General features: G+C 46.2%; 25 protein-coding genes and 1 pseudogene. 9 read left to right on the top strand and 17 right to left on the bottom strand.

Features of this window, described 5'->3' with window-relative positions; all coding sequences use genetic code 11:
* Positions 1-19 precede the first annotated feature (19 nt).
* The 3 genes from NSU05_RS04460 to NSU05_RS04450 all read left to right on the top strand — a co-directional run bounded on the left by NSU05_RS04460 (position 20) and on the right by NSU05_RS04450 (position 1,354).
* Entirely contained in the window at positions 20-931 is a 912-nt protein-coding gene (locus NSU05_RS04460; RefSeq protein ID WP_038428645.1) for a TIGR01777 family oxidoreductase, read from the top strand.
* 54 nt (positions 932-985) lie between these two features.
* The gene (locus NSU05_RS04455; RefSeq protein WP_003223230.1) at positions 986-1,096 is read left to right on the top strand and encodes a YfhE family protein; all 111 of its coding nucleotides are present in this window, start codon (positions 986-988) and stop codon (positions 1,094-1,096) included.
* Between the two features lie 66 nt (positions 1,097-1,162).
* Positions 1,163-1,354 carry a YfhD family protein gene (locus NSU05_RS04450; RefSeq protein WP_038428644.1) on the top strand — a complete coding sequence of 64 codons (192 nt, stop codon included), beginning with the start codon at positions 1,163-1,165 and terminating at the stop codon, positions 1,352-1,354.
* Positions 1,355-1,392: 38 nt separating this feature from the next.
* Here the strand turns inward: NSU05_RS04450 and NSU05_RS04445 are convergent, their stop codons facing one another.
* The 4 genes from NSU05_RS04445 to NSU05_RS04430 form a co-directional block, all read right to left on the bottom strand.
* A complete protein-coding gene (locus tag NSU05_RS04445) occupies positions 1,393-1,977 on the bottom strand; it encodes a nitroreductase (protein ID WP_003243940.1) in 585 nt (194 codons plus the stop codon).
* 87 nt (positions 1,978-2,064) lie between these two features.
* Positions 2,065-2,946, bottom strand: a complete 882-nt coding sequence (locus NSU05_RS04440; RefSeq protein ID WP_032723009.1) for a PhzF family phenazine biosynthesis isomerase — start codon at positions 2,944-2,946, stop codon at positions 2,065-2,067.
* A 114-nt stretch (positions 2,947-3,060) separates the two neighbouring features.
* Entirely contained in the window at positions 3,061-4,092 is a 1,032-nt protein-coding gene (locus tag NSU05_RS04435) for an iron ABC transporter permease (protein ID WP_003233568.1), read from the bottom strand.
* Positions 4,089-5,090 carry an iron ABC transporter permease gene (locus NSU05_RS04430; RefSeq protein WP_038428643.1) on the bottom strand — a complete coding sequence of 334 codons (1,002 nt, stop codon included), beginning with the start codon at positions 5,088-5,090 and terminating at the stop codon, positions 4,089-4,091. The genes NSU05_RS04435 and NSU05_RS04430 overlap by 4 nt, the downstream gene beginning before the upstream one ends.
* A 132-nt stretch (positions 5,091-5,222) precedes the next feature.
* On the opposite strand from NSU05_RS04430, the gene NSU05_RS04425 reads away from it, so the two are divergent.
* Positions 5,223-6,200: an iron-siderophore ABC transporter substrate-binding protein gene (locus tag NSU05_RS04425; RefSeq protein ID WP_015252520.1), complete on the top strand. Its 978-nt coding sequence runs from the start codon at positions 5,223-5,225 to the stop codon at positions 6,198-6,200.
* 18 nt (positions 6,201-6,218) lie between these two features.
* On the opposite strand, the gene mprF is transcribed toward NSU05_RS04425, so the two are convergent.
* Positions 6,219-8,789 carry a bifunctional lysylphosphatidylglycerol flippase/synthetase MprF gene (gene mprF, locus NSU05_RS04420; RefSeq protein WP_038428642.1) on the bottom strand — a complete coding sequence of 857 codons (2,571 nt, stop codon included), beginning with the start codon at positions 8,787-8,789 and terminating at the stop codon, positions 6,219-6,221.
* A 171-nt stretch (positions 8,790-8,960) separates the two neighbouring features.
* On the opposite strand from mprF, the gene NSU05_RS04415 reads away from it, so the two are divergent.
* Positions 8,961-9,443 carry a MarR family transcriptional regulator gene (locus NSU05_RS04415; protein WP_003233577.1) on the top strand — a complete coding sequence of 161 codons (483 nt, stop codon included), beginning with the start codon at positions 8,961-8,963 and terminating at the stop codon, positions 9,441-9,443.
* A gap of 111 nt (positions 9,444-9,554) precedes the next feature.
* Positions 9,555-11,111: an MFS transporter gene (locus NSU05_RS04410; RefSeq protein ID WP_038428641.1), complete on the top strand. Its 1,557-nt coding sequence runs from the start codon at positions 9,555-9,557 to the stop codon at positions 11,109-11,111.
* Here the strand turns inward: NSU05_RS04410 and bstA are convergent.
* Positions 11,108-11,645, bottom strand: a pseudogene (gene bstA / locus NSU05_RS04405) (bacillithiol transferase BstA). The gene NSU05_RS04410 and the pseudogene bstA sit on opposite strands and share 4 nt — an antisense overlap.
* Positions 11,646-11,767: 122 nt before the next feature.
* Between bstA and NSU05_RS04400 the strand changes: the two are divergent.
* Positions 11,768-13,021 (top strand): MFS transporter, encoded by a 1,254-nt coding sequence (locus tag NSU05_RS04400; RefSeq protein WP_014479207.1) that lies wholly within the window; start codon positions 11,768-11,770, stop codon positions 13,019-13,021.
* Positions 12,987-13,604 (top strand): TetR/AcrR family transcriptional regulator, encoded by a 618-nt coding sequence (locus tag NSU05_RS04395; protein ID WP_038428640.1) that lies wholly within the window; start codon positions 12,987-12,989, stop codon positions 13,602-13,604. Before NSU05_RS04400 ends, NSU05_RS04395 begins: the two co-directional genes overlap by 35 nt.
* A 35-nt stretch (positions 13,605-13,639) precedes the next feature.
* On the opposite strand, the gene NSU05_RS04390 is transcribed toward NSU05_RS04395, so the two are convergent.
* On the bottom strand, positions 13,640-14,728 hold the full coding sequence (locus NSU05_RS04390; protein ID WP_038428639.1) for an acyltransferase family protein: 1,089 nt from the start codon (positions 14,726-14,728) through the stop codon (positions 13,640-13,642).
* A 188-nt stretch (positions 14,729-14,916) separates the two neighbouring features.
* Positions 14,917-15,549, bottom strand: coding sequence for an esterase EstB (gene estB / locus NSU05_RS04385; protein ID WP_003243184.1), 633 nt, complete (start codon positions 15,547-15,549; stop codon positions 14,917-14,919).
* 271 nt (positions 15,550-15,820) lie between these two features.
* On the opposite strand from estB, the gene padR reads away from it, so the two are divergent.
* Positions 15,821-16,369, top strand: a complete 549-nt coding sequence (gene padR, locus NSU05_RS04380) for a transcriptional regulator PadR (RefSeq protein ID WP_003233588.1) — start codon at positions 15,821-15,823, stop codon at positions 16,367-16,369.
* A gap of 72 nt (positions 16,370-16,441) precedes the next feature.
* On the opposite strand, the gene lnrN is transcribed toward padR, so the two are convergent.
* The 9 genes from lnrN to NSU05_RS04335 all read right to left on the bottom strand — a co-directional run bounded on the left by lnrN (position 16,442) and on the right by NSU05_RS04335 (position 26,834).
* Positions 16,442-17,599, bottom strand: a complete 1,158-nt coding sequence (gene lnrN, locus NSU05_RS04375; RefSeq protein ID WP_038428638.1) for a linearmycin resistance permease LnrN — start codon at positions 17,597-17,599, stop codon at positions 16,442-16,444.
* 13 nt (positions 17,600-17,612) lie between these two features.
* Positions 17,613-18,803 carry a linearmycin resistance permease LnrM gene (gene lnrM / locus NSU05_RS04370; RefSeq protein WP_038428637.1) on the bottom strand — a complete coding sequence of 397 codons (1,191 nt, stop codon included), beginning with the start codon at positions 18,801-18,803 and terminating at the stop codon, positions 17,613-17,615.
* 11 nt (positions 18,804-18,814) lie between these two features.
* The gene (lnrL, locus tag NSU05_RS04365; protein ID WP_024572985.1) at positions 18,815-19,750 is read right to left on the bottom strand and encodes a linearmycin resistance ATP-binding protein LnrL; all 936 of its coding nucleotides are present in this window, start codon (positions 19,748-19,750) and stop codon (positions 18,815-18,817) included.
* Between the two features lie 142 nt (positions 19,751-19,892).
* Positions 19,893-20,555: a two-component system response regulator LnrK gene (gene lnrK / locus NSU05_RS04360; RefSeq protein WP_038428636.1), complete on the bottom strand. Its 663-nt coding sequence runs from the start codon at positions 20,553-20,555 to the stop codon at positions 19,893-19,895.
* Complete coding sequence (lnrJ, locus tag NSU05_RS04355; RefSeq protein ID WP_017696465.1) at positions 20,552-21,754, bottom strand: two-component system sensor histidine kinase LnrJ; 1,203 nt, start codon at positions 21,752-21,754, stop codon at positions 20,552-20,554. Before lnrJ ends, lnrK begins: the two co-directional genes overlap by 4 nt.
* A 117-nt stretch (positions 21,755-21,871) precedes the next feature.
* Positions 21,872-22,729, bottom strand: coding sequence for a catechol 2,3-dioxygenase (gene catE, locus NSU05_RS04350; protein ID WP_038428635.1), 858 nt, complete (start codon positions 22,727-22,729; stop codon positions 21,872-21,874).
* A gap of 17 nt (positions 22,730-22,746) precedes the next feature.
* Positions 22,747-23,151, bottom strand: a complete 405-nt coding sequence (catD, locus tag NSU05_RS04345) for a DoxX family oxidoreductase CatD (RefSeq protein ID WP_015252533.1) — start codon at positions 23,149-23,151, stop codon at positions 22,747-22,749.
* A 153-nt stretch (positions 23,152-23,304) separates the two neighbouring features.
* Positions 23,305-25,119: an ABC transporter ATP-binding protein gene (locus tag NSU05_RS04340; protein ID WP_038428634.1), complete on the bottom strand. Its 1,815-nt coding sequence runs from the start codon at positions 25,117-25,119 to the stop codon at positions 23,305-23,307.
* Entirely contained in the window at positions 25,113-26,834 is a 1,722-nt protein-coding gene (locus tag NSU05_RS04335; RefSeq protein WP_038428633.1) for an ABC transporter ATP-binding protein, read from the bottom strand. The genes NSU05_RS04340 and NSU05_RS04335 overlap by 7 nt, the downstream gene beginning before the upstream one ends.
* Between the last annotated feature and the right edge of the window lie 17 nt (positions 26,835-26,851).

Genomic DNA, 26,851 nt, shown 5'->3' with positions numbered 1-26,851 from the left:
ACGATGAGGAGAGATGTTCATGAATATCGCAATGACGGGCGGAACCGGTTTTCTCGGCCAGCATCTGACAGGCGTTCTTATCCGCCAGGGACACCATGTTTATATTTTATCAAGAAACGCAAGGGAAACTGAACAAAAAAATATGACATATGTCCAATGGCTGACGGAAGGAGCCGCCCCGGAGCAGGAACTTCCTCATATTGATGTCTGGATAAACCTTGCGGGAAAATCGATTTTTGGCCGCTGGACAGAAAAAACGAAGCAGCACATTCTCTCCAGCCGTATCAATGCGACGCGTGAAGTGCAGCGGCTTATTCAGAAACAGAAGGAGAAGCCGAAGACATTGATCCAAGCCAGTGCCGTGGGTATTTACGGGACAAGCCTTGAGAAAACTTTCACAGAGGATTCTGCAACGTCAGATGAGGATTTTCTCAGCCATACTGCACACCTGTGGGAAAAGGAAGGACAGCATATTGAAGCGATGGGCATCCGGACGGTTTATGCAAGATTTGGCGTGATGCTTGGAGAAAAAGGTGCTCTACCGCTTATGGTTCTCCCCTATAAGTTTCTGGCCGGCGGAACGATTGGAACGGGAAGGCAGTGGCTGTCATGGATTCATGTCGAGGATGCGGCCCAGATGATCCGATATGCGGTGGAAAATGCCGGCATCTCAGGCCCAATGAATGTCACCGCGCCCAATCCTGTGGACATGAAGCAATTCGGAAAAGCGATTGCACGGGTGAAGCACCGCCCGCATTGGCTCCCCGTCCCGGAATTCTTTTTATCAAAAGCATTGGGTGAAATGAGTCTTTTGATTGTGAAAGGACAGCGCGCTCTTCCTAAAAAAGCGATAACCTCTGGATTTCGTTTTACATATTCGGATCTTGAATTTGCACTCTCACAGCTGATAGCGGACCGAAAGACTGTATAAAAACAGCAGGAAGCGTCAACCTTAAGAATAACATGGTTGAAGGAGGTCCTTTTTATGGAAAAAAAGAGGGAGAAGCACCAGCAAGGCGCCAACCTGAAAAAAATGCAGGAAGTTCTTTATTCAGGCGAATTTAAAAAAGCGGAAAAAGCTGCTAAGCGGAAGTAGGAATACATAACCCCTTAAAACCAAATACTATATTTGTTTGATATCACTTTTTAGGGGGAATTTGATATGGGCAGAAATCATATCCACAAAAACCGTGATAAAAACAAACAAAAGCTTCCACAAGTTCCCGATACATTAAAAAGGGAAACTGACGGCGTTTACGAAGAATATTCAACCGAGCTTGCTGATGCAGATGATCGCGAAGCGCAAGAGCGTGCGAAAGCAGCCGACAACAGAGCGAAAAAGAAATCTCGTTAATGAAAAACCCCTTGTCTCCGTTTGAGACAAGGGGCTTTTTACATTTCAGTAAACCGGTCGCGGATCGGTGTGCGTTTTTTCACTTCCGGCGCCTCGTCAGGATAACCTGTTTGTATGATGGCGGCGAAACGCTCATTATCCTGCAAACCAAAGGCCTGATGGACTTCTTTGTCATAAAGGATTTTTCCGCTTTTCCAAACCATGCCGATTCCTTTTTCCCAAGCAAGAAGCTGGAGATTTTGAATCAACGAGCTTGTTGCCGCAAAATCGTCGTCCCGCGCTCTTTCGTTTTCATCTTCCTGAAACACGACGAGCAGAAATCCCGGAACGCGCCCAAGTGTGTTTTTGAAATTTTGAAGCTTTTCCTCTGTCATATCCGGCTTGGATTTCTTAGAGAACGCTGCAAATGTATTGATGAGGTTCGCTTTACCTGTCTCACTGGAAACGTAAATAAATCTCCATGGCTCTGTCACTCTGTGATTTGGCGCATATTTTGCCGTTTCAAGCATGTCAAGAATGACTGCTGAAGGTACTGGCTCTTGTTTAAACTTTCGAATCGATCTTCTGCTGCGTATGATGTCCCGCAGTACTGAATGCTGATGTATTTGTTCGGTTTGAGGCATACCGTCTCACCTTCCTATGCAATTGAAAATGATTATCATTTCATAATAATAACGGAAAGTGCATCTTTTTGTAAACCATCATCCGTATTAGAATTTAAGAATACGGGTTTCTGAGTAAACGGCTGTTCCTGTCATGTTCACTTTCACATGGCCGCCGGCTTCGTTCATTTCGATCTCCACTTTTCCGTCTTTTCCAATTTCCTGCCCTTGTTCAATGATAAATTTATGCTGCTCGGCATTTCCATAATGTTTCATATAAGCCCCCATCACGCCGGATGCTGTGCCGGTCACGGGGTCTTCAATCGTTCCCGAATACGGGGATGAAAAGTGGCGTCCGTGCAGGTCGCTGTCGGGATGAACGGTTTCAAAGGTAAACGGATGGACTGAAGCTTTTGGCAGATCAATTAACACTTCCGGAAATTGTTTGTTATCTGGCACCATTTTTTTGGAAGCCTCCAATGATTTAAGCGGAACGATGGCTGTCCATATGCCAGTGCTGCCAAACACAATCGGAAGGTCTTCATGAAAATCCTCTTCGGTGATACCCAGTGCGTCCGCAAGTTTTTTCCGATCGCCTGTAAATGGTTTGAATTGCGGAGAGGCCTGTTCAAGCGTGATATGAATACGGCCATCTTTTTCAGAAATCTTCACAGGCAGGATACCCGCTTTCGTTTGGATGCTGTACGTTTTACCGCTCTCCAGCATTCTTTTCTCACATAATGCGTAAAGAGAAGCAACTGTCGCATGACCGCACAAATTCATTTCGTGTCCAGGTGTAAAGTAACGGAGTTCAAGATCGGCCGACTCGCTTTTTCGGATAAAGGAGGTTTCTGAATACCCGGCACGCTCAGCTATGATCTGCATCTCGTCTTCCGTATAATCGTCTCCCTGCAAAACGACGCCTGCGGGGTTTCCTTTGCCGGGACTGCTTGTAAATGCTTCATATTTTAATACCTCTGCTTCTTTCATTCATCTGCCGCCCTTTCTTTATCAATGTCTCTGTCAGTATAGCAAAAATAATTACGAATCTTCAGTCATTATCAAAAAAACCCATTTTCTTTTTTAAGAAAATGGGTGTAACGATTAAGAATTTCTTGTTTTATAGAGCAAATAAATAAAATAAGGTGCGCCGATAGCCGCTGTAAAGACGCCGGCCGGCACTTCCACCGGAGCAAATAAGGTTCTGCCGACGATATCAGCTGTTAAAACGAGCAGAGCTCCAATAAGTGCCGACGCTGGGAGCAGCGCGCCATAAGATGAGCCGACAAGCCGTCTTGCAATATGGGGCGCCATCAGCCCGACAAAACCGATTGTGCCGGCAACTGAAACTGCACAACCAGTAAGAGCCGTACTCAAAAGTAGCAAGAAAAAACGATTTCGCTGCACAGCGCTTCCTGCACCCGCCGCAATATCTTCACCCAGCACCTGTATATTCATATTTTTTAGCGCGACAAAACAAATGAATAAGAGAATGACAGATAAGATAATAGCTATTTTTACATGCTGCCAGTTTGACCCATAAACTGACCCAGTGATATACACATTGGCTTGTGATGCTCGGTAAATCGGGCCTTTGATCATCAACAGGGTAGTCATCGCCTGCGCCGACATTGAAAATCCGATTCCGATAAGCACCAGCCGAAATGTGGAGGCGCCATTTTTGTATGCCAGTAAATAGACGATGAGCCCGACAGCCGATGCGCCGATAAATGCGGCTGCTGGAAGCCATGACAGACTGATCGTAAGTGAACTGCTGCGGTCTGAGAAGAACATCATTAAAAGCACGACCGCTACCGCCGCTCCTCCTGTTATTCCGATAATATCCGGAGATGCGAGAGGGTTTCTGACGAGCCCCTGCAATATCGCGCCTGCCGCTGCCAAGCAGACACCGGCGCATAAAGCCGTCAAAATTCTTGGCATGCGGAACGACATGATCATCAGTTCATCCAGCTTGGAACCTGCACCAAAGAATGTTTTTGCTACATCCCAGGGAGGAATAAACCTTTGTCCGAGACCAGCGCTTATGATGAGTACCGCAGCTGTTAACCCCAGTAAAATCAAAAAGACGATCCATGCTTTCTTTTCAGCCGCAGTAACGCCAAAACGAAGTTTCATAGCTTCGCCCCCCTTCTTGCGATGTACACAAACACAGGCATTCCGATGATGGCGGTCATGACCCCGACAGGAACTTCCTGAGGCATAATGATATATCGCGCACCGATATCCGCGCAAACAAGCAAAATGGCACCCAAAACAGCGGAAAATGGCAGAACCCAGCGATAATCATTACCAACGACAAAGCGGGCAAAATGCGGAATAATGATGCCGATAAAAGAAATCGGCCCGGCAATGGCGACAGCGGACCCTGCAAGCATGACAACACAAAGCGCCATCACAAATTTCAGCAGGCCCGTTTTTTGGCCGAGTCCTTTTGCCACATCTTCTCCCATAACGAGGAGGTTAATTTTTTGGCCGAGAAAGAAGCAGATTACCAGCGCTGCCGCTGCATATGGAAACATCGTCATCAACAGATCCAGACTCCGGCCCTGCACAGAGCCAGTCAGCCAAAAAAGCACCTGGGCAAGCTCGAGTTCGTTGACAGAAAGCAAGCCTTGTGTCAGAGAAGAAAACATGGCTGCCATGGCAGCTCCCGCCAGCGTCAGTTTGATTGGCGTCAGTCCTTCTCTTCCAAGCGTGCCTGCTGCATAGACGATCGCAGCGGTAAATGCTGCCCCAAGAAACGAGCTCCATACTAGCGCCTGAGGTGACTGAATATGCAGAAAAAACGATCCGGCAACAATAAAAAAACCTGCACCGGCGTTAATCCCGAAAATCCCCGGTGACGCAAGCGGATTTTTTGTGAGCGCCTGCATGAGAGCGCCCGCGGCTGCAAGCGAGGCGCCGACGACTGTCGCAACCAAAGCGCGCGGAAGCCTGACATCCTTGATGATGACATGCTCATTTGTTCCGTTGAAGGAAGTAAACGCCTGATAGACCTGTCTCCATGACGTACCTGTATAGCCATACACGACGCTTGCGCAGACAGCCGCCAGTAAAATGAAAATCAGACATACTAACACAATCCATTTTGAAGATGCCTTTTTGCAGATCATGATCTAATATTCTCCTAGTTATTTACTATGTAATGTTTGTTTTTGAGAATAATCCTCAATTAGGGATTGACACTCTTAACACTGCTTATTATGATCTAAATGATAATGAATTTCAATATTGGGAGGAAAAAGATGAAAAAGCATATCAGCATGCTATTCGTATTTTTAATGGCCTTTATGGTACTTTCTGCCTGTAATAGTTCAGAAAGTTCAAGCAACAGCGAGGGGTCAAGCAGCAAAACAAGAACGGTCAAACATGCAATGGGGACATCAGACAACATCCCCGCCAATCCAAAACGGATTGTTGTTTTAACTAATGAAGGAACAGAGGCGCTCTTAGCGCTTGGCATTAAGCCGGTCGGAGCCGTAAAGTCATGGAAGGGCGACCCGTGGTATGACTATCTGAAAGATGACATGAAAGGTGTTAAAAACGTCGGTCTTGAAACGGAACCGAATGTGGAAGCCATCGCAGAATTAAAGCCTGATTTGATTATTGGAAACAAAGTGCGCCAGGAGAAAATTTATGATCAGTTAAATGCGATTGCGCCGACTGTTTTTGCTGAATCTTTGGCCGGGAACTGGAAGGATAACCTGACTCTATACGCCAACGCGGTGAATAAGGCGGACAAAAGCAAGGAAGTCATTGCCGATTTTGATAAACGCGTTTCTGATTTAAAAAACAAGCTGGGCGACCAGACAAACAAAACCGTTTCTGTCGTACGCTTTTTATCCGGTGAGTCAAGAATCTATTATACCGATTCATTTCCTGGGATTATTTTAGACCAGCTTGGCTTCAAACGCCCTGAAAAACAAGTGGAGCTGTTTAAGAAACAAAAGGACCAATTTACGTTCTCAACCGACAGTAAAGAATCTATTCCTGATATGGATGCTGATGTGCTGTTTTATTTCACTTATAAAGCCGATAATGCAAAGGAAAATGAAAAATGGGCCAATCAGTGGACAAGCAGTTCACTATGGAAAAACCTAAAGGCCGTGAAGTCAGGTAATGCACATGAAGTCGATGACGTCGTGTGGACAACCGCAGGCGGAATTAAAGCCGCAAACTATCTGCTTGATGATATTGAAACCTACTTCTTAAAAACGAAATAAAAAAAAGACTCCGTCTTATTAGACGGAGTCTTTTTTGCTTTTGCCAATCAGACGTGTAACGAGGAACATGGTGACAGAAAGAGATCTGTTTTTCCGATACGCTAAGTATTTCCCTCGCCACTCCGGTTTGTATTTTTCTTTAAAGGCTCTTAGGCCGCTGAAGCTGTACATGTATCTGACATTATTAAAAATGACAGCGGCAAACCTTTCGGACCAGAAGGATGTAAAGGCAGTGCCGACATTGGCCAAGGGTGCCATCCCCATATTAAATGACGTGCAGCCCTCTTCCTTTGCCCATAAAAACATACGGATAAACAATGCGTCCATAATGCCATTTGGAGCGTCGCCGCGATAGCGCATCAGATCAACCGATATCTCTCCTTCCTGGTACATCGGCATGACATTTGCGAATGCAACGATCTCTCCTTCTGCATTTTTCATATAGGCGATCGGCGCTTTCTGTAAATAGGAAGGATCAAAAAATCCGAGCGAGAATCCCTTCTCTTTTTTCGAGCCGAGCCATTCGTCTGAGATTTGCTTCAGCTCCTCCAAAAACGCATCAGAAAATGGGGGATGATCCACATGGAAAGTATACTCCTCCCGCTCAAAGCGGTTATTGATTGCCCGAAGGCCGGCTTTTTTCTTCCCACTCAAGGTAAATGTATTTAAATCTACATATGCTTCCTCGCCCAATTTAAAGAAGTTGTAGCCAAAATCGTGATACAGCGCCATGTCCTCTCGTTCAATTTGATAGAACAAAACACTGAATCCCTTCTGATGCGCTTCGTTCAGAAATTCTTCCAGCACGAGCGGGAATGATTCTCTTTGGCCAGACGGATCGCCGAGCACGACCAGCCTTCTGGCGATTTTCCCAAACAGTAGCAGTGCATTCCCATCGCTGGAAAAATAAAACCGCTTATCTCCAAGAAAACCGAGATGGCTCAGCGCGTTGCCGCCTTTTTCATTGAGAAACGCAGCAAGACGCTCAGGATCAGCTTTCTCTCCGATCGGTTTCGTTCTCTTATGATAGACCACTGTAAATATCAAGAAGAACAGCGGCACAATAATGATCGCCATGATGGTTGCATGTGTAATATGCGAGGTGCTGTGGACGAAATATTCGTGACGCAGCACCTTCTTCATCCGGTCCCAAATAAAGCCCGCGATCAGATTGTAGTTAAAGAGCGCCACAGTAAACAGCGCCACAGCGAATATTAATTGTCCCAGTGTATAGGATGCCTGTTCGCGGACAAATTGTTTTTTCAATAGCACAAGCAATACGATAATCATCGGCAATACGAATATCGCGCTGATGTTAAGCCCTTTTAAAAAGCTGAACACAAAGCCGCCAACAAGCGCTGTAATGGCCATCGTATAGGAACGTTTTGTCCGTTTATAAAGCTCGATCGGCAGAATCAGCAGAATGAGCGCTGAGCTTAAGGACAGGCCGTTGAACAGCAAAAGCGCCGGGCGCGGAATGTGCGGTATAACCGTCAGCCGGTCAATCGGCAAGGAAACTGAGGCCAGGACAATCAGACCTGCTACGAACACAATAAGGGAAAGCGAGCCTTGCAAAATTCTCACTAATACCGCACGCTGAACAACAAGCAGAACGTTTGTCGTCTCAATTGCCGGTGCGATGCGCGGGTTCGTTTCGAGCCGCTTCATTGTATTTTCCGTCAGGTCGCCTGCGGCAAAGAACAGTCCCAAGATAAATGGGATAAATGAATAGGCGAGCCTGTACAACACAATAGAAGTAACGATGGCCTCTTGATGATAGCCAAGCTGCTCCATCCCCAGCAAAAATAAAAGGTCAAACGAGCCGAAGCCGCCCGGCACGAGGCTGATCATTCCTCCGATCGCCGCAATGACGAACACCCCGAACACATACCTGATATCTGCATGAATGCCCATAGCGAACAAAGCAAAATAGATGACGGTCCCGGCCATGAGCCATTCAACAACTGAAGCTCCAATATATGCGAAAATCGGATTTTTCACTTTATCCGCATTCTCTTCGTCCCCAGCTTTGCGGTCTTTTATTTTGGACACCGCCAAAGATAGCGGCAATATCAGCGCAAAACCGATAACGACCGCCCATAGCCAAGGCTTCTCATGAATCACTTCATCCACTGGCAGCACTCTCGCAGCGACGAAAATGCTGAAAACAGATAATCCGAGCAGCATAGATGATGTGAGCCAGGCGATTCCTTTCACGAGTGCCTTATGGTCTTTCGTATGCTCCTTATAGAACATCATTCTTAACCCGACTCCGGCTAAACCGCCGAATCCCAACACATTATTAAATGAATTGGCGATCCAGGAAACCCTGAAAACTTTTCCGTTTGTGATCGATAGGCGCAGTGAGTACTTCAGGACGTAATCATACAGCGACATAGCCGCAACAGCCAGCAAGCCGATCAACACAAGCATAAATAAGTCAGTTCGTTCCAGTCCGTTGATGACCATAAGCGTACGTTTGAATGACAGATTTGTCAGTTCTTTTTTCGATTGATAAATAACAAATAGCAAAACAGCAATAGGAAAAACGATTTTTAATATTGATAAAGCATTCTTTTTAATCAGCAATGGTCTCTCCAATCATATTCTAGTTCGATCCTCTCCCCCAATAATCTCCAACTCATTATACACTACCGTTATTTTTCGGACAAAGTCCCGCATGCGGTTTCTGCTCACTTTCTTTCAGGAGTGAAAATCGAGTAATATGGTAAGAGGAGTGAATGATGAGGAAGTGATGAAATGGAATATAATTTACACGATACAACAGTATTAAACGAAAACATTCTTTCATCGGAGGAACGGGAAATATGGGTGCTCTATATGAAAGTCTTAACGTCCGCCGGGCTCGGTGATGTGTCCGAGTGGATGAAGCTGGATATGAGCATGCCGCAAATGAAGGTGCTGATGCTATTAAACAACCATGGAACATTGAAAGTGAGCGACATTGCTGAAAAAATGGGGGCTTCCCTGTCCAATACAACTGGGCTGCTTGACCGGCTTGAAAAATCAGGATTTGTCAAACGCTCACATTCTGAAGAGGACCGCCGCTCTGTAGTTGTTCAGTTGACAGAGAATGCGAAAAAGATTTTCCGGGGTTTGTATGAAAAAGGCCACCTGAAATTGAAGCGTTCATTAGAGCTGCTGTCCCCTGAAGAAAAGCAGGCTGTTTCCGAAGGGCTGTCTATCCTTTCAAGAGCATTAGAAAAAGCGAAAAAAGAATAAATCTGTAAGTCTGTCATCCGCAAACTGCGGGAGCAGGCTTTTTTTATTTGACATTTAGTTCATTTAAAATGAATAATATACTTCTAGTGAATAAAAAAGGGGTTGATGAATATGCCTGAAGCATTAACAGAGCAGAAAGGCCAAAAGTGGGCGATCAGCCTGTTTACGATTGGTGTATTTATGGCTGCGCTAGATAACGGAATTATTTCAGCTGCCTTAACAACGATAAACGAGTCGTTTTCCGTTTCTCCTTCCTGGGGATCATGGGGCATTACCCTTTATACGCTCGGTCTTAGCGTCAGTGTGCCAATCGTCGGAAAGCTTTCCGACCGCTACGGCAGAAAAAAACTCTTTCTCATTGAGGTTTGCCTGTTCGGACTTGGTTCTTTGCTTGTTGCTTTGAGCCAAAGCTTCCCGCTCTTTCTGATATCGCGGCTGATTCAGGCGCTTGGAGGCGGCGGGATTTTCATCATCGGCAGCTCCCACATTCTCGCGACCCTTCCAAAGGAAAAACAGGGGAAGGCGCTTGGGCTGCTTGGCGCAATGAACGGGATGGCCGCTGTGCTCGGGCCAAATATCGGAAGCTTTCTGCTTGATTGGACCGGGTCTTGGCATTGGCTGTTTTTGATTAATTTGCCGATTGCCGTGCTATTGGTTGTTTTCGGCGCATGTTTTATCGCGGAAACAAAAGCACCTGAGGCTAAGCGCCTCGATGCGGCCGGAATCTTCCTTTTGTCCCTGTCGATTTTAGCTGTGATGTACGGCATGACCAATCTTGACGGGGCAAATCTCTTACACAGCTTGGGGAATCCGGAGGTTTATGGATGTATTATTTTTGGCATACTCTGTTTTGCAGCGCTTATCTCGTATGAAAAGAGAGTTGAAATGCGAGGAGGCGATCCCATTTTGGCGTATTCTCTGCTGCGAAACCATATGTTTCAGCGCACGCTTATCATCGGTTTGTTATCCGGGGGGCTCTTGGCGGCAGTCATTTTTATCCCGTCATATGTCGAACAGTATTTGGGTGTCCCTGCCGCAAAAGCAGGCTATTGGATGACACCGCTTGCGTTGGCTTCCGGAATCGGCGCTTGGCTTGGCGGAGCGCTTACCGACCAAAAAGGTCCTGTAAAAACCGTTATTCTTTCGGGAATCATCTCATGTGCGGGGTTTGCTTTATTTCCGTTCTGGGTGACGGAAAAATGGGAGTTTATGATCGCAAGTGTGGCAGCTGGGATCGGTTTTGGCTTTCTGTTAGGCGCTCCGCTGAACGTCCTTGTATCAGAAGCGGCAAAAACAAATAAGGGTACAGCTCTTGGCACGCTTTCATTAGTAAGGCAAATTGGACTGACCTTGGCGCCTACTCTTTATGCAGGTTTTATCACAGCCGGGTTTGACCAAATAGGTGATGAGATCAACAGCCGCTTATCGGACAGCGGATATTCAGAAAAGGCGATGCAGATGATTCCGGAGATCGACAGTTCTGATGTTTCTTCTTTACAAGAACAAATCGAACGCATTCCCGTTCCTGAAGTCAAAACCGCGATAAGCGACGCCATTCATGCGAGTGTCGCCAGCGGCTATGATCAGTTATATGCAGCGGCTGCTGTGATCTCACTTCTGGTGATTGCTGCTATCAGTATTCCGGCTTTCCGCCGGCAAAAGCGTTAAGACCACCCCATCCGTCTGGAAAGCTCCGTAATATGAGCGATATGATGATGTGAGTGCCAGACATACAGGCCGAGCGCGTTCTCCAGGGTAATGATCTCCTTTGTATCAGGGTGATAAAATCCGCGCTTAAATTGCTGATCCGTCAGAGTGCGGAGCAGAGCCGTCCATCTTCCGTGAAGCTCCTGCAAAAGCGCGAGTGAGCCGCTCGGATCTGCCGTTTTCGAGTCTTTTAGCTCCGACCATGCTTTTTCATCATACGGACGAATAGCCGGTGTCTCTTCCGTCAAGCTCAATTTAAAACGAATATAGCTGTTCATATGACTGTCAGCCAGATGATGAACAACTTGCCGAACGGTCCATCCACCGTCCCGGTACGGTGTGTCAAGCTGGCTGTCCGTCATGCCCTCTACAGCTTGCTTCAATTTTGCCGGCACTTCTTCAAGTACTTGAATCCATTTATCTTTTTGCTCCTTCGAGTATGGATTCCCTCGGCTTGTATTCTCCTATTGGGTAGCTTAGATTGACTGATGTCATGCATGTTCTCCCTTCTATTCAATCTTCTCCTTTATTTTACAAGAAAAAGATTGTGTATTGTGTCTTTTTCCCATACAATAAAAACGACACTAGTGTCATTTTAATAATCAGGAGGATGAATCATGGAAAAACCGTTGTTTCGCAATCAAAAAGGACTGATGACACTGTTAGCCTCGCAAACCATTTCTTCACTTGGAGACTGGCTTCACATTTTGGCCGTGCTAACATTAGCCGCTTTTCAGCTTCATGCTTCTCCATTAGATATGTCGCTTTTAATGATGTCGTTTGCTTTGCCTGTCATTGTACTCGGACCTGTATCGGGTCTGCTTGCCGACCGTTTTGACAGAAAAACGATCATGTTTCTGTCTGAAATCGGACGTGCCCTCACCGTTATCAGCTGCGTTTATGTCAGTGAGCTTTGGCAGCTTTACGTATTGCTATGCCTTCAGAGCTGTTTTTCTTCACTTTTTTCACCTGCTAAAAACGGAAAGCTTAAGGAATTGGCTCCGGAAGCACACATTCAGCAGGCTGTTTCCGCCAGCAGCATCATTGATAACAGTGCAAAAATCTTCGGCCCTGCCCTTGGCGGCATGCTGATCGCTGCTGTCTCTATACATTCTGTTTTCTATATTAACGCCGGCGCCTTTCTTCTTTCCGCTGTCATTTTGTTTTTCCTCCCCAAAGATGCTTTTTTACAAAAAGCCAATACACCTCAAGAAAAAACATCAGCACTTGCTTCTATTAAAGAAGGCCTTCAGTATTTGAAACGGATGCCGCTTCTTTTAATAGGCTTACTCACAGCTTGCGTCGTTCTCTTTGTTTTGCAGATTGGTGATTCCCAGGCTATCATTCTTATCCGTTCTTTTTCAGGCGCTCCGCCTGAGCTTGCAGGCTGGTGCATGGCCGTCAGCGGAGCCGGCATGCTCCTTACGGCGGCAATTGCCGGCAGACGGCGAATCACCTCTTATTTTCTTTATTTCTCAGCTGGGACCTTTCTGCTTGGACTAGCAACTGGAGGCGTGCCATTTCTGAGCGGAATGGGAATTGCCGGCATTGCTCTTTTTATTTTCGCTTTTTTCATCATGGGAGCGGCTTTTGGTCTGGTCCATATTCCATTTCAAATTCTCGTGCAAACAACAGTGCCGGTTGATTACAGCGGCAGGGTGTTTGGCGCCATTCAGAGCGCGACAACCCTCGCCTCCATCCTCGGCATGGCGGGCGGAGGCATGCTGGCGGAATGGATCGGTGTTTCACTTGCTTTTCTTGTCTGTGGCTGCTTGCTGATCTTGATTGGGTTGATTACACTTGTAGGTAAGAAAGTTTCAGAAAGCAGGCGATATCTTGTCACCAAAAGTAACAAAGGAGCACAAGGATAAACGACAGGCAAAGATTTTAGAGGCTGCCAAAACGGTTTTTAAACGTAAAGGATTCGAATTAACGACGATGAAGGACGTTGTAGAAGAGTCAGGTTTCAGCCGGGGCGGTGTCTATCTTTATTTTTCAAGCACTGAGGAGATGTTTCGCCGCATTATTGAAACAGGGCTGGATGAAGGACTCCGAAAGCTTGATAAATCAGCTGAACACCAAAGTGTTTGGTCCGCCATTTCAATCTATTTGGATGAACTGTCTGAGGGCCTGCGTGATGTAGCAGATACGCTGGCGCCGGTGCAATTTGAATATTTAGTGACAGCTTGGCGGAATGAGGAACGTAGGCAGTATTTGGAGAAAAGGTATGATCTTTTTGTGGAAAGATTTTCAAAGCTATTGCAAAAAGGGATCGATCAGGGAGAGTTTCAGCCGCTTCAGCCTCTTGCGACTATCGCCAAGTTTTTCCTCAATATGAATGACGGCATCATTCAAAACGCCCTGTATTTCGATGAAGAAAAAGCTGATGTATCTGGACTTGCTGAGTCTGCAAAACTATATTTAAAAACAGTTCTGCAAGCGGATGAGAAGTAAAGAAACGCGGCAGGAGCCCCCCTGCCGCTTGTTTTTCACCCTGCGTGATCACGCACTTCGACTGTTACCTTCTTCTGTTTTGGCTGATAAATTTTCCCCACAAATAAATACCCATATTTGAACTTATTCAGTGCCCACGAGGTCAGAATCGGGCCGGCTGTACACACGGCAAACAGCAGGAGAACAGCCGGTACGGCAGGAATTTCGGGCATATTCAAAAGCAACACGTAGCCTATAATCATAAAATAGGCATGAAGCAGATAAATCGAAAAGGAATAGTTGCTGATAAACATCATGATTTTCGGCACATGCTTCATTTTGGAAAACAAGTGAAAACACAGGAAAATCATGCTTGTTGAATACAGCATGATATCAGGCCGCTTCGAGCTGATCATGCCGATTTCACCGACATAAGAAACAGTGACAACCAGCGCCCCAGAAGCAATTGCGGCGCCGTACACCACCCAGCGGTATTGGTTCAGCAGCGCTAAAAAACGCTTGTATTCTTTTCCGCAATAGTAGGCTAGACAAAAGTAGAAAAGCCAGCCTGCGAACGGAACCCAGAAGAACGGAAATGCCCCGCCCTCTTCAGAAGCAGGAGCCGGGCTGGCTGCGGAGAAATAGCCTAAATAAGCGGCTGTCACCACAAATGAGATAGACAGCACCCATTTCGGCGATGCTTTTTTCAAGTACTCATGAAACATCATATGCAGCATATAAAATTGAAAGATGACGAGAATGAAGTATCCGATAAAGTTTCCTAAGAAAACGTTCGCCAGATATTTTTGCACAAACGCGAGAAAGGTTACCTCTCCCCCCATCGCACTGGTCATCAGCAGCGCATCGATGGCCGCGATAAATAAAAAAGGAACAAAAATCACTTTTCCCCGCTTCTTTAAAAAACCGTCAGGCACCCCATCAGGATAAGAACGGGCCAGTAAAAATTCAGAGATGAAAATAAAAGCGGGCGTGCTGAACATCAGGAGTGTGCGGAAAGAATCAACAGTGTGAGAAATATCTGCAAGAGCTTCTGCCTGAAGCATCAGGACCATTGAAATGATATGGAGCAAGACGACACTTAAGCACGAAATGCAGCGGATCATAAAAATTTCTTTAATTTGCATAACAGCGCTCCTTTTATTTCAAATTGATAGAAATCGATGGTTGTACCTTAACATGTCCGCTCTATTTGAAAAAGTGCCTGATGTCATAAATTGACGTATGCATGATAGACTAAGGTCATAAGACCCTATGGCTTTCTCAGACGAAAAAACCCACTGTAACGGAGGCAGCAGGTTGTTTTTTGAAGATATTAATTTGTATTGAGGCCTCCGCCATTCAGCCCTTCTTTGATATAGCCGTTCACTTGGCTATTAGAAAGCAAGCCAATATGACCGATGCCATAAAGCTGGATGTTTCGCGCTCCTTGTAACCGAGACAAGCTATTGATGACAATTTGATCATTGAGACTGTAAATAGATGTATAGAGGATCTTTTGATTAGGGTCTGTGCCCGGTAGCGCCGTTGATGATACTAAACCATTAGCCCCTCCAAGCGTTACGACATTTTGAATCTTATTGCCTCCGCCTAAATATTTAATATAGTACAGCGTATTGGCGCCTCCCATACTATGAGCCACAATATCTACTTTTTTTGCCCCCGTCTCTTTTAAAACACGGTCAACATATGAAGCAAGCTGCGGGCCGTTATTTAGGTTATTTCCTGTTTTATCATAAAAATCAATTGCGTACAGTTTGTTGCTTTGCCAGCCTTGAGAAATTAAGTAGTTTTTAATAGCGAAAAAGTTGTATGATGCACCACTTATTCCATGAACAAGAACGACAGGATTATGTACTGATTCAGCTTTTGCGCCAGACGGCGGAGCGGCTAAAACAGATAGAATCAGCGATAAACAAATAATGAATGCCATAAGTACTTTTTTCACGTTTCTTCCCCCTTAAAATGTTTATACCACCAATTTCCTATTATACATAAAAAATCAATATGGTTAATATTTTTTCTGAAAATTAAATTTAAATCTCTTTTATATGACGGAGATAAATCGGATACCTTCTGACAAACCTTTTATCTTCATTTCCAAAGAGCCCGGTTGTGTTCCCTTCCTCCCTTTTCTATAATAAGGGGAATAGGCAGTTAGAATCACAGTTGAGCACCGGCTCATCTGTTTTGCGAAACAGCCAGACACGGAGGATAGCATGAGAGTATTAAAATACGCCATATTAGGGCTTTTGCGAAAAGGCGAATTGAGTGGATACGATATTACGAGTTATTTTAAAGAGGAGCTCGGCCAGTTTTGGAGCGCCAAGCACAGCCAGATTTACCCTGAGCTCAAAAAGCTGACGGATGAAGGATTTATCACGTTTCGGACAACGATTCAGGGCACAAAGCTGGAGAAAAAGATGTACACCCTGACAGACAGCGGAAAGCAGGAACTGCATGACTGGCTGATCCGCCACCAGCCGATACCCGAGACGGTGAAGGATGAATTTATGCTGAAGGCTTATTTCATTTCTTGTCTATCGCGCCAGGAGGCTTCTGATTTGTTCAAAGACCAGCTGCAAAAACGACAGGCCAAGCTTTCTGACTTACAGGGAAGCTATGAAAAGCTTATGGCTTCAGCAGAGCCGATGTCATTTTCTTCACCGGACTTCGGCCACTATCTTGTGCTAACGAAAGCGCTGGAGCGGGAGAAAAATTACGTTTCTTGGCTGGAATCAATTTTAGCTATGATAGATAAGGATTAACCGCAGTTCAGGCTACACCCATACGAATGTACCCACATGCTAAAAAACATCTGCCTAAACGGCAGATGTTTTTTAGGCTCGGAGCGCTTTCAGCCCCGCTGCGAAAGTGATCGCAGCAAATGCAAGCAAAATGCCGCAGATTCCGAGAATATCTGTGACGCGGGCACCGTTAGCGATAATCTCCGTCAGCCCGCTCATCGCCCACTTTTGCGGAAGAAATTCAGCGATGGATTGCATAAATTTCGGTTCAATGTCGATCGGCCAATACATCCCGCTCACCATACATGTTGCGATGACAAACAAGTTGCCGAACGCAAGCTGCTGTTCTGGCGTTCTGACGTTGGCCGCAATCATCAATCCAATGCCGACAACGGTCAATAGAAAAAGTGACACTAATACAATAACTGCAGCCGGATTCCCCCAGTTGATGGCAAACAGCCAATGGGTGGAAAGAAGCAATATGCCAAATTGAATCCAGCCAATGACAAAGAAGGACAGCACATACCCAGCACCGATTTCCACTCGGCTGACAGAGGCTGTAAGCAATCTGGACCAGACGCCGTTTTTTCTTGCTTCTAAAATGGTTCCAGCCGCTCCCATCATGGTCAGCATGACAAACAGGATGGAAAAACCTGCTGCTCTGGAGGCTGTGTCACTTGCTTCCGCGCCCTCTTTTTTATCACTGAGCGTCTGCCGTTTTACAGCCGGAACTGTATCTTCATGTTTTTTGGCGAAAACGGTTTTATACGCCGCCTTCCAGTTCTCTCCCGCTGTCTGAGATGCCGTTTTTGCCGCGGTCACCTGAATATTGAGCGTTGCCAATGTGCTTTCTGCATATTGTTTGACCATCGACGCTTCCGACAGTTCAGGGCCGTGACGGAAAATCAGTTCAGGGTTTTTGCCTTTTTCCAGCTGTGTCTGGAACGAGCGGGAAATAACGATGATCCCGGCAATTTTCTTTTGTTTCAGCTTTTCTGACGCTTTGTTTTCAGACACGTTTTCGAATGTATACATATCATCGTGTGCCTTCAGCTGCCGAATATAATGCTGTGAGAGAATCGTATCGTCCTGATCAACGATTGCAAGCCGCACCTTATCATCATTGCCGCCGAGCATACTCCCAAATACAAAGGTAAGCAAAAGCGGGGCAGCAAACATGATCAAATAGTTCTGTGGCTTCTTAAAAATGAGAGAAAGCTCAATGCCGCAAATGGCTAGAATTTTTTTCACCTTTTGTACCTCCTTATCTTGTATGAAGCCGTCTGATACCAATTACAAGTGAACAAAAGCCGATCGCCGCAAAAAGAAGCACAGGCTTTTGAAGGTCAGCCCAGCCTCCCCCTTCCATTAAAGAAAGAAAGCCGTCAAGCGCCCAGCGATTTGGCACCGCTTTGGATACAGACTGCAAGACGTCCGGAAATTGGTACAGCGGCAGCATGGACCCGCCGAGAACCGCAAGCAATTGAATGCCGAAGCCGCCTATCGAGTCTGCAGATTTCATATCGCTGATGCACGACGCAAGCAGCATTGAAATACCAGATACAGCTGCGGCGTAAGAAAGCCCGAGTACACTCACAAACAGCAGATTACCGCCCCAGTCCACACCAAATACATTGATTGTGACGATCAGAAATATGAAAAATTGTATGATAGCAAACAGATACGTCCCAAGCCATTTTCCGAAGAGAATGACGGATTTTTGCGCAGGCGTCATCAGCATTCTGGCAAGCGTCTCCGTATCCTTTTCCTGTAAAAACGATTTCGCCCCGACTGTCATATGAAACAGCATAAACATGCAAAGCATTGCCGCCGAATAGTATTGAAAGCTGGTAACGGCCTTGCTGCCGACAGATTTTTCTGCAATAGTCAGCTTGTCACCTGTTTCTTTTTCTAGCGTCTTTGCCAGCTTTTCTGCAAACTGTGCAGGGTCAAGTTTTCCTTGCTGTACAGCTTCCGTTTTGCTGATGTAGTCCATTGAGGCTGACGCGGCTTCCTTTACCGCTTTATATTGCTCTATAAAAGAGCTGGCAGCTGTTTCGATGATGGAACTTTTCAATGTTTGATCAGGTGCGGCATAAACAACAGCTGAGGTTTTGCCGGCTTCCCAATGGTTCGGGATGACGATGCCTACATCGATTTTCTTTTCATCAATCAGCTTCTTCATCTTGTCTTCGCTGCCGGCTTTTGTGGCCTTTATCGACTTCATTTTTTTGAGAACATCTTTTGTAAACATGTTCGCTGCATCTGACTGGTCTGATTGAATGTAGCCGACTTTGATGTCATCAATCCGGTTGCCTCCGTCAACAACTGATCCGAGCGCCGCCCCTAAAATACACGTTAGGATCAGCGGCATTAGGATAAGCATCATAAACCCTTTTCTGTCCGTGATTCTGATTTTGACATCTTTCCATGCGATCCATATGCTTTTTTTCATTGCCGCCCCTCCTAATCCCGCAACGTGCGGCCGGTCAGATTCAAAAACAGGCGCTCCAGATTCGGTTCCTGCACCTGAAGAGACAGCAGGTTTATATGATGAGCAGCGGCTTCAGCAAGCAGACTGGTGACGACTTTCTCATGATGAGCCGCAGAAATGTCGATTTTGAGCTCTGACTCCTGGACTGTTACATCATTCACATGAGCCAGGGAACGGATCGCCAAAAGAAACGCTTCATCGATCCCGCTGACTGTGAGCTGAATGATGGTATCGCCTCCAAGGCGGCTGCACAAATCAGTTTTTGTGCCAATCGCAATCATTTCCCCCTGATCAATAATTCCGATCCGATCGCATAAAAACTCAACCTCTTCCATGTAATGACTCGTATAGATCACCGTCATGCCCGTTTCGTTGAGCTGTTTGACCGTTTCTAAAATGTGATTTCTCGATTGAGGGTCAATACCGACAGTCGGTTCATCCATAATCAGCAGCTCGGGCTTATGCATTAAAGCCGCACCGATGTTGATTCTTCGTTTCATCCCCCCGGAGAACGTTTCAATCTTATCTTTAGCCCGCTCAGTCAGACCGACATATTCAAGGACCTCAGCCGATCTTTTTTTGGCCTCGCCGTGCGTAAGTCCGTACATTTTCCCCCAAAACATAAGATTCTCATGAGCCGTCAGCGTCGGATATAATGCAATTTCCTGCGGAACAATGCCGATTTTTTGTTTCGCTTTGGCCGTTTCTTTTCCGATGACATAGCCGCCCACCGTGATGTTCCCGCTGTCATGCGGCACAAGGCCGGAAATCATCGAAATGGTTGTGGACTTCCCCGCACCGTTTGGCCCGAGCAGACCGAACGACTCCCCCTTTTGGAGGGAAAAAGAAATACCTTTCACGATTGTTTTTTTTCCATATGCCTTTTTGATGTTTTCTGCTTGCAGCACGTCGTCTCACTCCTTTTTTGATCCATTGCCATTGTAGAAGAAAGAAAGGCGTGCGGCATGTAGCGGCAGATAGAACATAGGGCATGAAAAAAAGGCCTGTAAAAGGCCTTTTCAGAGAAGCATATATGCAAAACGTCATATGTCAAAAGACAGATATACCATATCTGACCGAGTAAATGGCGGCTTGGGTTCTGTCCCTGACAGCCAGCTTGCTGATAATATTTGAAACGTGGTTTTTGACTGTGCCTTCTGTAATGTAAAGCTTTTCGGCAATTTCTTTGTTATTGAGCCCGTACCCCAGCTCAGCCAGAACTTCGATTTCGCGCTCGGTCAGGTCGAGCAGCTCGTTAGGTTTTTCTATCTCTTTTATTCCTTTCAGCTGTTTTTCACGCTTCCATTCATTCAGCATTTGGGCAGTCAATTCCGGCGGAAGCACCATTCCGCCAGAATGAACAGTCATCACCGCTTTTACAATCGTATCTGCCGACATATCCTTCAGCAGGTACCCGCTTGCTCCTTCTTCAAGCGCTTCAGCAATCAGCGCTGAATCCTTAAAGGTTGTCAGCATCAAAACCTTTACGCCGGGCAATGAGCTTGTGATTAATTTTGTTCCCTCCACCCCGTTGGAAACCGGCATGCGGATGTCCATTAATACGATATCCGGCTCCAGCTCTTTCGCCTTTTCGAATGCTTCCTGTCCGTTTCGCGCCGTTGCGATCACATCGAGCTCTTCTCGGAGCTGGAGCAGGGATGCCAGCCCTTCTCTGACGATATCCTGATCGTCGGTAATGATGATCTTAATCATGATAAACTCTCCTTTTGCTGCACGGGCCTGAAGCTCCATTTTTTATTGGCAAGTGAAAATTCTGCATTCACAGTAAATCCTTGATCCTGTTCGCTTTCAAAGCGGATCGTTCCGCCATGCTCCGCTGCCCGCTTTTTCATATTCAAGAGGCCAAAGCCAAGTGCCGCTTCGGGATTGCCTTTTCCGTCATCCTTAATGACAAGGCTGATGCTGTCCGTTGTGCAGGCAAGCTGTATCGAACAAGCTGCGGCGCCGCCGTGCCGTTTGGCATTGGTCAGCGCTTCCTGCACCGTTCTGATCAGGGTCGGATGAAGAGACAGCGGAATGATTGCAGGATCGCCGCTGACCGCAAATTCTGTTGTGACCCCTGCATTTTTGCAAAAGTCCTCTGTCAGCTGTTTCAGCGATTCGATTAGCGAAGGATCGTTTTCAGTTTGCAGAGTGCGTACTGATAAGCGGACATCATCAAGCGCTTCACGGGCAAGTGTTTCACAGACACCTACTGTCTCATCCGCTTTTTGGCTGTCTCTTTTTTGCCATTCACGCAAAAGCTGCAGCTGGACGAGAAGGGCCGTCATTTTATGCCCCACTGTATCATGGATTTCCCGCGCCATTCTGTTCCGCTCGTAAATGGCAGTCAGCTCTTCAACCTGCTTCGCATATAAATGGAGCTCCTGATGTGCAGCAGACAGCGCCAGATGGGACTCCGTCAGTTCCTGAAACTGCTGTTTTGCCGTATCCTGCGCATCCAACAGCTTGCGGATTAATTTGCCCACGACACCGCAGAAGACAACGAATGTCATGCTAGTCAAATGATCAATGACAAATTCATTGCCGAACATCGCATATGTACGGATGAGGACGGTCAAAAATAAAATAGAGGAAAGACATAAGACAGACCATGCTGTTCTTTTAGGAAACCCCCGCAGAAAAAAGGCGACCGCAACCGGACAAAGCATAATAATGAACAAACCTGTGCCGGGAAAGATAAATCCGAACGAAAAGCCGATTGCAATATCAATCAGGCAGAACCAGATGGCATTTGTCTCTTTTGTCAGCAAAACATGATTGGCTGCATACATGGCAGCACCTGCTGCTATAAATACATATCCAAACCAGTTATCCTCTTTCACAATGGACAGATACATTAAACAGCTCACCATCAAGGTGAACATTCTCGTAAAAAAAAGAGCTTTCACGCTCATCACTCCCGATACCCAATTCCCTTCTTATCATACCTGCCTCAGGGCATTTTTGACAGGAGTTTCTGGAAAATAAAAAATCCCTCTGCCGTTATTTCGGCAAGGGGATTGCAGTTAAATCACAAATGTAATATAGGCGCCGGAAACAGGGTCTTTCACACGAAAGCTGTTTTCCGTCTCTTCAATCGAATACCCGGCATGTTTGACTCGGTTTGCCACTAAATCCAGCTCTTCTTGGTGAGGCAGGACAACAGTGTAATAGTCTAGTCCGCTGGCATTTGTCGGTTTAGGCGGCGCATTTCTTCCCGCCCAAATGTTTAAGCCGATATGATGGTGGTACCCCCCGGCTGAAACGAAGAGGGCGGACATGCCCGCATAGTTTCCGACAATGTCAAAGCCCAGTACATCTGTATAAAACGCCTTTGCTTCTTTCAAATCACTGACATGCAGATGAATGTGTCCGATGATTGTATCGTTCGGAAGCGATGTTTTCCGCTCATCTCCTGCCTCTTCCAGAAGGCCCTCAATGTCAACAGCGGTTGTCGTCATGACATAGTTTCCTTCCCGATCACGCTGCCACGTGCTGCGGGGGCGGTCAGCGTACATTTCAATGCCGTTTCCGTCAGGATCAGACAGGTAGAGCGCTTCGCTGACAGCATGGTCTCCATGTCCGATAGCAATGCCGTGTTCAATCAGGCGGGCGAGCGCGATCCCAAGTTCTTTCCTGTCCGGAAGAAGAATCGCAAAGTGATAAAGGCCTGTCACAGACCGTTCAGGCAAGACGACAGCGCTCGGATTTTCTTCAAGAATAAGCAGTACGCGTTTCCCGTCAGCCGTTAATTCCGCTTGGCGATCCGTCTTTTTTAAGACTTGAAAACCGATGACGTTACAGTAGAACTGAAGCGAACGCTCCAGACTGCGAATTGTGAGTTTGGCATAGCCAATGTGTGTATCCTCATGAATTCTGGTCATGCTGCATGCCTCTTTTCTTATGCTGAAACGTTTTCGTTCTTTTTTCCTTTAAACACAAATGGGTCCAGCGCCAGGAATCGACTTCCAGTAAGCGCCAGGTGAATGGATGTCAAAAGCAGAAGGTAATCAAATTCTGCATTGCCCATGAATGGCGCTTTCAGCTTAACAGTGATGATGGCGCCGATCAGTGTAAGAGCGAACAGTACACCGACAATACGTGTAGCCAATCCGAAGAAGACAAGCACTCCGCCAATGAGTTCAATCGCTGCGATGACATACGCCATAAAGCTTGGAAGGCCTATGCTGCCGAAAAATTGGATGGTGCCCTCCATTCCCTGAAACTTTGATAAACCGTGAACAAAAAAGATAATACCTGTAATAACTCTTAAAAGTAATGTGCCAATTTCAAATGATTTATTCATTTTATCCTCCTTGATAAATGTTATCACTTACTTAATGTAAGCTAGTATATATACATAACTTGTTTACGTCAAGTAATTTTGTTACATTTTACGAAAATGAAATAAAAGTACTATAAAACTGTAACAAAAAAGACCTCTGTGCAGGACAAAGGTCTATTTCTCAAATTGGCTTTCATATAAGTCACTGTAAAATCCTTTTTGCCGAATCAGCTCGTCATGGCTGCCTTTTTCAATCATTTCACCGTCTTTTAGCACCACAATCTGGTCCGCTCTTTGAATGGTGTTCAGCCTGTGGGCAATGATGACGCTTGTTCTTCCTTCCATTAAACGGGCGAGCGCTTCTTGAATGTTGACTTCTGTAACGGTATCAATGTTGCTTGTCGCTTCATCCAAAATGAGAAGAACCGGATCAGCAAGCACCGCCCTCGCTATAGAAATCAACTGCTTCTGTCCTTGACTGATGCCCGAACCGTTTTGCGTCAGCACGGTGTCATACCCTTTTGGCAGCCTTTCAATAAAACTATGGGCATTCGCTGTTTTTGCAGCGGCTTCGACTTCCTGATCAGAAGCATCAAGCCTGCCGTAGCGAATGTTTTCTTTGATCGTTCCCTGAAATAAGAAAGAATCCTGAAGAACAAACCCCATGTTTTTTCTCAGGCTTGCTCTAGTAAGAGTTTTAATATCTGTACCATCGATTAAAATTTTTCCTTTGTCAGGCTCGTAAAAACGGGCGAGAAGGTTAGTGACGGTTGTCTTTCCCGCCCCCGTCGGCCCGACAAACGCGATGGACTGCCCGGCAGGCACGGTAAACTGTAAATGCTTCAGTGTCTGCTGCCCTTTATCGTAACCGAAGGACACATCCCGGAATTCAATGCTGCCTGTTTGGATGGGCTGATGCACGGCGTTCTTTTCATCCTCGCGCTCTTCTTTTTCATCAAGCACGTCAAACACCCGTTCAGCGCCGGCGATTGCGGACAGCATCGTATTAAACTGGTTGGCCAGATCGTTTAAAGGGCGTGTAAATTGTCTTGAATACTCGGCAAAGACGACGATGGAGCCGATCGAGATCCAGCCTTTCAGCGCAAACAAACCGCCGATTGCCGCAATCATTGTAAAGCTTAAGTTATTCAAAGAGTTCATGACCTTCGGGATAAACCCGGAAATCGTCTGCGCCCAAAAGCCCGACGTCTTGAGTGCAGCGTTTTTTTCGAGGAATTCAGCAGTAATCTGCTTCTCACGTGAATATGCTTTGATGACCTTTGCGCCTGAAACAGATTCCTCAATATACCCATTCAGATCACCAAGGTTTTTCTGCTGTTCTTTAAACAGCTTTCCCGTTCGGTTGGTGATCCATTTCAGGCTCGCTGCCATCACCGGAATAATGGTCAGCGTAATCAATGTAAGGAGCGGGCTCATGTACAGCATCACCGCAATCGTCCCGACAAAGGTGATCACGCTTGACAAAATTTGAATGACTGACGTGTTTAAGGTAGAACTGACATTTTCGATGTCATTCGTCACCCGGCTCATCAGCTCGCCGTGCCGCTGTTTATCAAAAAATGGAATCGGCAGCTCATGCAGATGGGTGAACAATTCGCTTCTCATTCTGAAAACCGTGCCCTGCGAGATCGTAATCATCCAATAGTTTTGAAACCAAAGCGACAGGGACTGAATGATATAGATAGCGAGCAGAAGAAGCAAAACGGGAATCAAGCCGCTGACCGTTTTCCCGACGATAAAATGGTCAATGGCCTTTCCGATCACAAAGGGGCCAAGGAGCCCGAATATCGCGCTGATGACAACCATCAGCATGACAAGTACGAGCAGTCCTTTTCGTTCAGCCAAGTAAGACCAGATTCGTCTCAGTGTGCCCTTTGTATCCTTTGCTTTCGCCCGCTTTTTCGCGCCTTCTTTTTTGTCAATTGGCAGTTTGGGATATTGGAAAGGCTTGCGGATGTCTTTTAGCATGACTCGCTCCCCTCCCTTCCGAATTGTGACTCGTAAATGCGCTTGTATAACTGAGATGCAGAAAGCAGCTCACTATGAGTGCCTTTTTCAATCAGTTCGCCGTCCTCAAGCAGCAAAATCTGATCAGCTTTCATCGCCGTGGTCATTTTTTGCGTAATGATCAATGTTGTGCACTCGTATGTACTGATTGCCTCAAGCAGCTTCGCCTCCGTTTGCAGGTCAAGCGCGCTTGTGCTGTCATCTAAAAGAAGGATAGCCGGTTTTCGAATCAGCGCCCGCGCAATGGAAATCCGCTGCTTTTGGCCGCCGGACAGGTTGACGCCTCTTTGCCCCAAAACAGTGTCATATCCATTTGGGAGCTTCAAAATCGTTTCATGAATTTGCGCATGTTTGGCCGCATCCATTATTTCATCTAGTGAAGCATTTTCTTTACCCCAAGCGATGTTTTCTTTGATTGTGCCGGAAAACAAGAGGACTTCCTGCGGTACATATCCAATTTGCCTGCGCAGCCCTTCAGCCGGAATATCTTGAACCGGCTTTTCATCTATGTAAATGCGGCCTGAATCCGGCTGATAAAGCCGCGGAATGAGCTGAAAAAGCGTGGACTTGCCCGAGCCCGTCGCACCGAGAATCGCGACCGTTTCTCTTGGCTTTGCGGAAAATGAGACATTCCTGAGCGCTTCTCTGTCCATTTCAGGATAGCGAAAGGATACATGCTGAAACTCAATCCGTCCTGACAAACGATCAGATATGGTGCCTTCCTCCCGCTCGTCGCCTTCTGTTTCAAGCACCTCACCGATTCTATCCCCTGAAGCCTTCGCCCGGGTGAAAATCATAATCAAAAACGGAAACATCGAAAGCGCGCCTGTAATTCGTGTTGCGTAGTTAATTATCGCAACAACATCGCCAACCTGAGTGCTTCCGCTCGTAATACTGTAGGACCCCGCCCACAAAATCAAAAGGATGCAGAGATTCATCAAAAGCATCAGTACAGGCATCGTGAATTCCACAAGCTGAAAGGCCGAAACCGTTTTTTCCATCAGCCTTGTGTTGGCTTTGATAAATCGTTTGACTTCGTGGCTGCCGCGAAGCAGCGCTTTGATCAGCTTGATTGCGATTAAATTTTCCTGCATGATGGTGTTCACTTCATCCAGCCTTTTCTGCACTGAGCGGAACAGTGCCCCGCCTTTCCTTAATACCCATAGCAAAAACAAGATCAGGATCGGAATGGTCACAAGCAGAAAAAAGCCGAGTTTCACATTAACGGCAAGCGACAGCACAATGCCGCCTGCAATCATTAAGGGAGCCCGCAGCATAAACCGCAAACTCATAAAAATCATATTTTGAACCTGTGTGACGTCGTTTGTCAGCCTTGTAATATAAGAAGAGGATGAAAACTGTCCAAATGTGGAATAGGAGAAGGACTGGATTTTTTGAAAAAGCCCTTTTCTCGTATCATAGGAAAAGCTTTGGCTGACATGGGCGGCATAAAAGGAATTCAGCATCCCCGCCGCAAAGGATAACACGGTCAGCCCGATCATGACCGTGCCCCATATCCATACATGCCGCAGATCTTGCTTCAATATCCCATCGTCGATGATTTTTGCAATCAATAAAGGCTGCATCAGTTCAACTGCAAGCTCCGTCAGCATAAGAATCAGAGCAATTCCCGCCAGCAATGAATATGGTTTTAAAAACGACAAAGCCTTTTGCATGTAAAAGCCTCCAAACC

This window comes from Bacillus sp. EU52 (assembly GCF_037964975.1).
Classification (GTDB): domain Bacteria; phylum Bacillota; class Bacilli; order Bacillales; family Bacillaceae; genus Bacillus; species Bacillus subtilis.
The sequence above is the reverse complement of the archived record's forward strand: the minus strand, read 5'-3'. Positions and strand labels throughout refer to the sequence as shown.